This is a genomic window from Roseococcus sp. SDR, assembly GCF_019083995.1.
Classification (GTDB): domain Bacteria; phylum Pseudomonadota; class Alphaproteobacteria; order Acetobacterales; family Acetobacteraceae; genus Roseococcus.
The window spans coordinates 242,490-248,707 of sequence record NZ_JAHRCU010000006.1 but is presented as its reverse complement, the minus strand read 5'-3'; the positions used below and the strand labels follow the sequence as shown (position 1 = coordinate 248,707).

Below are 6,218 nucleotides of genomic sequence, written 5' to 3'. Positions count from 1 at the left end.
GGCGTCTGGAGCCTGCACTTCATGCGTTTCGATCTCGGATGGATTGACACCAGAGGCCCTAAGGCCATCCTCAAAACCGTCAGGGATGTCCCCGAACACCCGTCAAACATCTTCCCAGTCTGAACAGAGGCCCCAGACCCCAGCTCGTGGTGGGTCAGCCGCTCATCCGCCGCGTCAGCCCGACCGCGCGATCCATCACCAGCAGCAGCGCAAACGCCGCCGTCACCAGCACGCCGGAGGCGGCGGCGACGCGCACATCCAGCGCCGTCTCCATCATCCCCCAGAGGCGGATGGGCAGCATGTCCGTCTGCGCCGAGGAGAGAAACAGCGAGACCGGCACATTGTCGAGCGAGGAGACGAAGGCCAGGAAGGCCCCCGCCGCCACGCCCGGCAGGATGAGCGGCAGCACCACGCGGCGGAAGGTGCGCCAGGGCGAGGCGCCGAGCACGGCGCTGCTCTCCAGCAAGGCGGGGTCGAGGCTGGCCGCACTGGCACCCACGGTGCGCAGCGCGAAGGGAGCGGCGATCATCGTGTGCCCCGCTACCAGCAGCCAAAGCGAGGGCGGCGTGTGCAGCCAGGAGAAGAACATCAGCGCGGCCAGGCCGAAGGCGATGCCGGGCAGCACCAGCGGCGCCATGAAGGCGCCCTCGGCGAAGCGGGCCCAGGCGGCGCGGCTGCGGGCCAGCGCCAGCGCCGCGCCGGTGGCGAGCGCCGTCGCGGCGATGGAGGTGAGTGCGGCCACCATCAGGCTATTGCCGGCGGCGGTATGGATCTGCGCCGAGCGCACCGGGTCGAACAGCGCCTGATACCAGCGCAAGGTCAGGCCGGGCGGCGGGAATTTCAGCGCTTGCGAGGTGGTGAAGGAGGTCAGCAGCACGATCAGCACCGGGCCGATCAGGATCAGCACCGCGATCAGCGCCAGCAGGGCGATCACCAGCGCCAGCAGCTTGTCGCCGCCCGAAAGCCTAGGCATGCCGCGCCCCCCGCCCCAGCAGGTTCAAGGCCCCCACCACCATCAGCACCGAGCCCATCAGCGTCAGCGCCATGGCGGCGGCCAGCGGCCAGTCGAACACCACCATCGCCTGCTGCCAGACCAGCGCCGGCAGGTAGTTCAGCCGCCCGCCGCCGATCACGGATTGCGAGATGAAGGCCGTGGCCGCGCTGGCGAAGACGAGCGTCGAGCCCGCGATCAGCCCGGGCAGCGCCAGTGGCAGCACCACGCGCGACAGCGTGCGCGCGAGCGAGGCGCCGAGCGAGGTGGAGGCATCCAGCAGCGACGGATCAATCCGCGCCGTGGCCGCGATCAGCGGCAGGAGCATCAGCGGCATCTCGATCTGCGTCAGCGCCAGGATCAGCCCCGGCTCGGTCTGCAGCAGCGCCACCGGCGTGGCGGACAACCCGGTGGCGATCAGCGTGGAATTGATCACGCCCTCTCGCCCCAGGATCACGATCCAGGAGAAGGTGCGGACCACGACGGAAGTGAGCAGCGGCAGCACGGCGGCGATCAGGATCGCGCGCTTCAGCCGCGGCCCCGCCGCCATATGCACCAGCGCCAGCGGCACGGCCAGCAGCAGCGTCGCCAGCACGGTCAGCGCGCCCAGCCGCAGCGTGTTCACCACGGATTGGATGTGGAAGCTGTCGCCCAGCACCTCGCGCCAGGCGCGCAGGCTGCCCTCGCGCAGATGCTCATCCGTCGCCAGCGAGGTGCCGAGCAGGATGAGCAGCGGGGCCGCGAAGAACATCAACTGGGCCAGGCCCAGCGGCAGGGCCAGCCGCCAGACGCCCGGCCCGTTCACCCCGCCATCTCGCGGTTGAAGCGGCTGATCCAGCCGGCGCGCAGCGGGTTGATGCGCGTCCAGTCATGCGTCACGAAATTCGTGATCTCGCTGATGGAGCGCATCGGCACATCGGCGCCGGGCGTCACCTCCTTGTTCACGGGGACGAAGAAATAGGGATCGAGCGAGAGGGCCGTCTGCACCGGCGTGCTGATCATCGCGTCGATATACTGGTAGGCGGCGGCGATGTTCCGGCTGTTCTTCGCGATGTGCATGGTGGTCACGAAGGCGGCCGCGCCGCTCTCCGGCACCGCGAAGGCGATGGGCACGCCGCGCGAGCGCAGCAGCGTCACCGTGTAGGTGTTGGTGTACATCACGTCGATCTGCCCCTGCTGGAACAGGCCCGGCATGGCGGCCGGCTGCGCCACGGCGGCGACGGAGGGGCGGATGCGCCGCAGCTCGGCAAAGAGCGGGTCCATGTTGGTCTCGGAGCCGCCCAGTGCCTTCGCCATCTCGATCAGCGAGATGGTGCCGAAGGTGGTGCCGAAGCCGGTGAGGCCGAGCTTGCTCGCGTATTCCGGGCGGAAGAGGTCGCGCCAGCCGGCGGGCTTGGGCACCTTCTGCGGGTTGTAGGCGATGCCCACCACCTGGGCGGCGACGGCGGCCCCCACATTGTCGGCATAGCCGGCGGGCAGCACGCCGCGGCTGGGCAGGCGCGCGGGGTCGAAGGTTTCAAACAGGCCGAGATCCATGCCGCTGACGCGGGGGCCGGGGTCGAGCACGAAGACGTCGAAGGGCGGCGTGCCGCGCGCGGCGCGCGCCTTGGCGATCTGGTCCACCGCGAAGAGCGGGTCGAAGGCGACGGTGACATTGTGCTGCTGCAGCAGGCGCGGGGCCAGCACGGCGCGCAGCGCTTCATCCCAGCCGCCGGGATAGACGGCGGCCGTCATCTGCGTGGCCTGCGCGCGGGCGCCCAGGGCGGGCAAGGCGAGGCCGGCGGCGAGCAGGCCGCGGCGTTGAATGAGGCTCATGCGGAATCTCCCTCGGGGAACAGGCTCGGCTTGGCGCCGGGCAGGATGGCGATGCGGACGGGGCCAGGCGGCGGCGGCGTGCCCTGGCGCGGCTGTTGGATCTTCACCTCGGCCGAGCCGGCCTCCAGGTCGTGGATCAGCGCGGGGCCGAGCGGGAGCGAGAGGCGCAGCCGCGCCGGGAAGGTGGCGGGGTCCTCGTTCTCGGCGGCGCGCAGAGTGAGCTGCTCGGGCCGGGCGCAGAGCATCACGCGGTCGCCGATCGCGAAGCCGCGCGGGCTCTCCACCATGACGGTCGCACCCGCATCCAGCCGCACGGCATAACCCATGCCGTCGCGCGCCTCGACGCGGCCATGCAGCCGGTTGGTGGTGCCGACAAAGCCGGCGACGAAGGCGGTGGCGGGCGTGTCATAGAGCTCGGTCGGCGGGCCCACCTGCTCGACATGGCCGGCGCGCATCACCGCCATCCGGTCGGCCATGCTCATCGCCTCATCCTGGTCATGGGTCACCAGCACGCAGGTCACGCCGAAGCGGCGCTGGATGCGCTTGATCTCCAATTGCAGGTCCAGCCGCAGCGAGCGGTCCAGCGCGGCGAAGGGTTCGTCCAGCAGCAGGATGGCGGGCTCGATCGCCAGCGCGCGGGCCAGCGCCACGCGCTGCTGCTGCCCGCCCGACAGCGCCGTGGGCTTGCGCGCGGCGAAGCCCTCCATGCGCACGGCGGCGAGCGCCGCCTCGACCTTGCGGATGATCTCGGCCTTGGGCAGGCCGCGCGCTTCGAGGCCATAGGCCACGTTCTGCGCCGCCGTCATGTGCGGGAACAGCGCATAGGATTGGAAGACGATGCCCACCCCGCGCTTGCCCGGCGGCAGGCGATCAATCGGCGCGCCATCCACCAGCACGCGCCCCGCCTCGGCCTGGATGAAGCCGGCGACGGTGCGCAGCAGCGTGGTCTTGCCGCAGCCGGAGGGGCCGAGCAGGGCGAGGATTTCGCCCGGCGCCACGCTCAGCGTCACGTCGCGCACGGCCAGCGTCTGGCCATAGCGCACCCGCACCCCGTCCATGTCGAGGCGATGGCCGAGGGCGGTGGGCGCGACGTCCAGCATGGGCGTGACCGAGCAAGAGCCGTGCCGGGGCGCCAGCGCCCGGAATGGACGCAACAGGGGCGCGGCTGCCCAAGTTCCGGGCGGTTTGTCGCCCCCTCTGCCGCATGCTTGGTTACGCCAGGATTGCAGGAGGCCCCTCATGACCCGTGACCTGACCGGCTATGGCGGCGCCTGGCCCGAGCATCGCTGGCCCAATGGCGCGCGCCTGGCCGTCTCCGTGGTCGTGAATTTCGAGGAGGGCGCCGAGCAGCAGGTCGGCGATGGCGACCCGCAGTCGGAGCGCATGGGCGAGGTGATGAGCGTCGTCACCCCCGGCACGCGCGACATGGGGCAGGAGCAGATCTTCGCCTATGGGATGCGCGCCGGCCTCTGGCGCATGCTGGATGCGCTGGACCGCCACAGCCTGCCCGCGACCTTCCTCATGTGCGGCCGCGCCGTGCAGCGCGCGCCGGCGCTCGCGGGCGAGGTCGCGCGGCGCGGGCATGAATGCGCGGCCCATGGCTGGCTCTGGCGCCCGCATTCCGACTACGCGACGCGCGAGGCGGAAGCGGCTGACCTCGACCGCAACATCGCCGTGATCCGTGAGGCCTGCGGCGAAGCACCGCGGGGCTTCTTCTGCCGGGGTTCGGAGAGTGCCTGGACGCGCGGCCTGCTGGCCGAGCGCGGCTTCGCCTATGCCTCCAACGCCTTCGACGATGACGTGCCTTACGTGGACCCCGCGCATCCCGGCCTGCTCATCCTGCCCTATGCGCTCGACACCAACGACATGAAGTTCTTCCACCCGAACGGCTTCGTCCGCGCCGCCGAGATGGTGGAATATGTGGAGGACGCGCTGAGCGTGCTGCTGGCCGAGGCGGATTCAGGCAAGCCGCGCCTGCTCAATATCGGCTATCACCTGCGCATCGCCGGCCGCCCCGCGCGCTTCCCCGCCTTCGACCGCGTGCTGGATCGCCTGGCCGAGCTGGGCGACCGCATCTGGGTCGCGCGGCGCTGCGATATCGCGGCGTCGTGGAAGGGGGCCTCCGGCGCGGGCGGCTGAGGCCCCCAAGGCTTCACGCCTTGTAGGGGTGCACCGTCCTCCAGTGCTTCGCGATGTCCACGCGCCGCGTCACCCAAACATCCTTGCGCCGGCCGATATGGTCCAGCACGCGTTGCAGGCCCATGGCTCGCGCGGGGTGCCCGATCAGCCGCATATGCAGGCCGATGGACATCATCTTCGGCTGGCCCTTGGCACCCTCCTCGTAGAGCATGTCGAAGGCGTCGCGGATGTAGGAGAACCAGTCATCCGAGGTGCCCATCCAGCCGGCATATTTCCCGTCATTGTTGGTCAGCGAATAGGGCACGACGAGATGCGGCTTGCCCTGCACCGTCTTCCAGAGCGGCAGCTCGTCCCCGTAATAGTCGCTGTCATAGAGGAAGCCGCCCTCCTCGACGACGAGGCGGCGCGTGTTCACGCTGGGTCCATAGCGGCAATACCAGCCATCCGGCCGGTGACCGACCGTCTTCTCCAGACTCGCGACGGCGAGCCGAATATGCTCGCGCTCCTCCGCCTCGCTCAGCTCGAAATGCTTCACCCAGCGCCAGCCATGCGAGCAGACGTCGAAGCCGCTTTCGCGGATCGCGGCGGCCGCTTCCGGGTTGCGCTCCAGCGCCAGCGCGCAGCCGAAGACCGTCATCGGCAGGCCGCGCTCCTGGAACAGGCGCATGAGCCGCCAGAAGCCGACGCGGCTGCCATATTCGAACATGCCCTCGGCCGCGAGGTCACGGCCGGACTTCACCTGGTTGAGGCCATGCGCCTCGGTCAATCCGGTTTCGGTGAAGCCTTCGCCATCCTGCATGGAGGGCTCGGAGCCCTCCTCGTAGTTCATGACGAAGTTGACGGCGATCTTGGCGCCGCCCGGCCATTGCGGATCGGGGGGCGTGCGGCCGTAGCCGATGAAGTCGCGCTGCTCAGTCATGGTGCCTCATGCGGATGATGCTGCTGCAATGCTGCACCGCTCAGCATGAGGCATGCCAGCCCGTGACGGCTAGAGGGGGCCCCTCACAAGGGATAATCGCGTTCCGGTTCCACGCCGGCTGCCGTGATCAGCTTGCGCAGCCGCATCACCTGATCGCCCGCGACGGAATGCGCACCCAGGTGCACGCTGTCCTGCGCGCCCTTCAGCGTGATGCGGAGGGCGCCGCTGCCGCTGGGATGCAGCTCCGCGCCCATCTCCTCCAGCAGATGCTCGACGGCCTTGGGGTCGAGGTTGTGGTTCAGCGGATGCGCAAAGATGCCGTGCAGGACCTTGCGGTGACGGTGGTTCATGCTG

General features: G+C 69.9%; 7 protein-coding genes. 1 reads left to right on the top strand and 6 read right to left on the bottom strand.

All coding sequences use genetic code 11. The annotated features are described in order from the left end of the window. Positions 1-154 precede the first annotated feature (154 nt). The 4 genes from KTR66_RS09400 to KTR66_RS09385 are packed head-to-tail and all read right to left on the bottom strand — an operon-like array spanning position 155 to position 3,906. Complete coding sequence (locus KTR66_RS09400) at positions 155-973, bottom strand: ABC transporter permease (RefSeq protein WP_213612315.1); 819 nt, start codon at positions 971-973, stop codon at positions 155-157. Further along, positions 966-1,796 carry an ABC transporter permease gene (locus tag KTR66_RS09395; protein ID WP_213612314.1) on the bottom strand — a complete coding sequence of 277 codons (831 nt, stop codon included), beginning with the start codon at positions 1,794-1,796 and terminating at the stop codon, positions 966-968. Before KTR66_RS09395 ends, KTR66_RS09400 begins: the two co-directional genes overlap by 8 nt. Continuing rightward, on the bottom strand, positions 1,793-2,806 hold the full coding sequence (locus KTR66_RS09390) for an extracellular solute-binding protein (RefSeq protein ID WP_213612313.1): 1,014 nt from the start codon (positions 2,804-2,806) through the stop codon (positions 1,793-1,795). The genes KTR66_RS09395 and KTR66_RS09390 overlap by 4 nt, the downstream gene beginning before the upstream one ends. Next, positions 2,803-3,906 carry an ABC transporter ATP-binding protein gene (locus KTR66_RS09385; protein WP_213612312.1) on the bottom strand — a complete coding sequence of 368 codons (1,104 nt, stop codon included), beginning with the start codon at positions 3,904-3,906 and terminating at the stop codon, positions 2,803-2,805. The genes KTR66_RS09390 and KTR66_RS09385 overlap by 4 nt, the downstream gene beginning before the upstream one ends. A 139-nt stretch (positions 3,907-4,045) precedes the next feature. On the opposite strand from KTR66_RS09385, the gene KTR66_RS09380 reads away from it, so the two are divergent. Further along, a complete protein-coding gene (locus tag KTR66_RS09380) occupies positions 4,046-4,945 on the top strand; it encodes a polysaccharide deacetylase family protein (RefSeq protein ID WP_213612311.1) in 900 nt (299 codons plus the stop codon). A gap of 13 nt (positions 4,946-4,958) precedes the next feature. On the opposite strand, the gene KTR66_RS09375 is transcribed toward KTR66_RS09380, so the two are convergent. Both KTR66_RS09375 and KTR66_RS09370 read right to left on the bottom strand, forming a co-directional pair. Further along, complete coding sequence (locus tag KTR66_RS09375; protein ID WP_213612310.1) at positions 4,959-5,864, bottom strand: allantoinase PuuE; 906 nt, start codon at positions 5,862-5,864, stop codon at positions 4,959-4,961. 83 nt (positions 5,865-5,947) lie between these two features. Then, positions 5,948-6,214 (bottom strand): hypothetical protein, encoded by a 267-nt coding sequence (locus KTR66_RS09370; RefSeq protein WP_213612309.1) that lies wholly within the window; start codon positions 6,212-6,214, stop codon positions 5,948-5,950. Positions 6,215-6,218 lie beyond the last annotated feature (4 nt).

Coding starts and splice junctions, on each gene's coding strand:
- KTR66_RS09375 (WP_213612310.1), bottom strand. CDS start 5,864: ATGACTGAGCAGCGCGACTTCATCGGCTACGGCCGCACGCCCCCCGAT.
- KTR66_RS09400 (WP_213612315.1), bottom strand. CDS start 973: ATGCCTAGGCTTTCGGGCGGCGACAAGCTGCTGGCGCTGGTGATCGCC.
- KTR66_RS09385 (WP_213612312.1), bottom strand. CDS start 3,906: ATGCTGGACGTCGCGCCCACCGCCCTCGGCCATCGCCTCGACATGGAC.
- KTR66_RS09370 (WP_213612309.1), bottom strand. CDS start 6,214: ATGAACCACCGTCACCGCAAGGTCCTGCACGGCATCTTTGCGCATCCG.
- KTR66_RS09380 (WP_213612311.1), top strand. CDS start 4,046: ATGACCCGTGACCTGACCGGCTATGGCGGCGCCTGGCCCGAGCATCGC.
- KTR66_RS09390 (WP_213612313.1), bottom strand. CDS start 2,806: ATGAGCCTCATTCAACGCCGCGGCCTGCTCGCCGCCGGCCTCGCCTTG.